The 1,051-nt window shown below is 52.1% G+C and carries 1 rRNA gene; it reads right to left on the minus strand.

Annotated elements, in window-relative coordinates:
- A 16S ribosomal RNA gene (locus H2O73_RS20240) occupies window positions 1–1,012 on the minus strand; the annotation flags it as partial.
- Window positions 1,013–1,051: the final 39 nt, after the last annotated feature.

Genomic DNA, 1,051 nt, shown 5'->3' on the forward strand with positions numbered 1-1,051 from the left:
CTGGCTTCTCTGGATGTCAAGAGTAGGTAAGGTTCTTCGCGTTGCATCGAATTAAACCACATGCTCCACCGCTTGTGCGGGCCCCCGTCAATTCATTTGAGTTTTAATCTTGCGACCGTACTCCCCAGGCGGTCTACTTAACGCGTTAGCTCCGAAAGCCACGGCTCAAGGCCACAACCTCCAAGTAGACATCGTTTACGGCGTGGACTACCAGGGTATCTAATCCTGTTTGCTCCCCACGCTTTCGCATCTGAGTGTCAGTATCTGTCCAGGGGGCCGCCTTCGCCACCGGTATTCCTTCAGATCTCTACGCATTTCACCGCTACACCTGAAATTCTACCCCCCTCTACAGTACTCTAGTCCGCCAGTTTCAAATGCAATTCCGAGGTTGAGCCCCGGGCTTTCACATCTGACTTAACGAACCACCTGCATGCGCTTTACGCCCAGTAATTCCGATTAACGCTCGCACCCTCCGTATTACCGCGGCTGCTGGCACGGAGTTAGCCGGTGCTTCTTCTGTCGCTAACGTCAAACACCAACGCTATTAACGTTGATGCCTTCCTCACGACTGAAAGTACTTTACAACCCGAAGGCCTTCTTCATACACGCGGCATGGCTGCATCAGGCTTGCGCCCATTGTGCAATATTCCCCACTGCTGCCTCCCGTAGGAGTCTGGACCGTGTCTCAGTTCCAGTGTGGCTGATCATCCTCTCAGACCAGCTAGGGATCGTCGCCTTGGTGAGCCATTACCTCACCAACTAGCTAATCCCACCTAGGCATATCCTGACGCGAGAGGCCCGAAGGTCCCCCTCTTTGCTCCGAAGAGATTATGCGGTATTAGCCATCGTTTCCAATGGTTATCCCCCACATCAGGGCAATTTCCTAGGCATTACTCACCCGTCCGCCGCTCGTCAGCAAAGAAAGCAAGCTTTCTTTCTGTTACCGCTCGACTTGCATGTGTTAGGCCTGCCGCCAGCGTTCAATCTGAGCCATGATCAAACTCTTCAATTTAAAGTTTTTTCGGCTCAATGAATACTGACTTCAAAACTA

Origin of the sequence: Vibrio marinisediminis (assembly GCF_014050145.1) — a bacterium.
Lineage (GTDB): Bacteria > Pseudomonadota > Gammaproteobacteria > Enterobacterales > Vibrionaceae > Vibrio > Vibrio marinisediminis.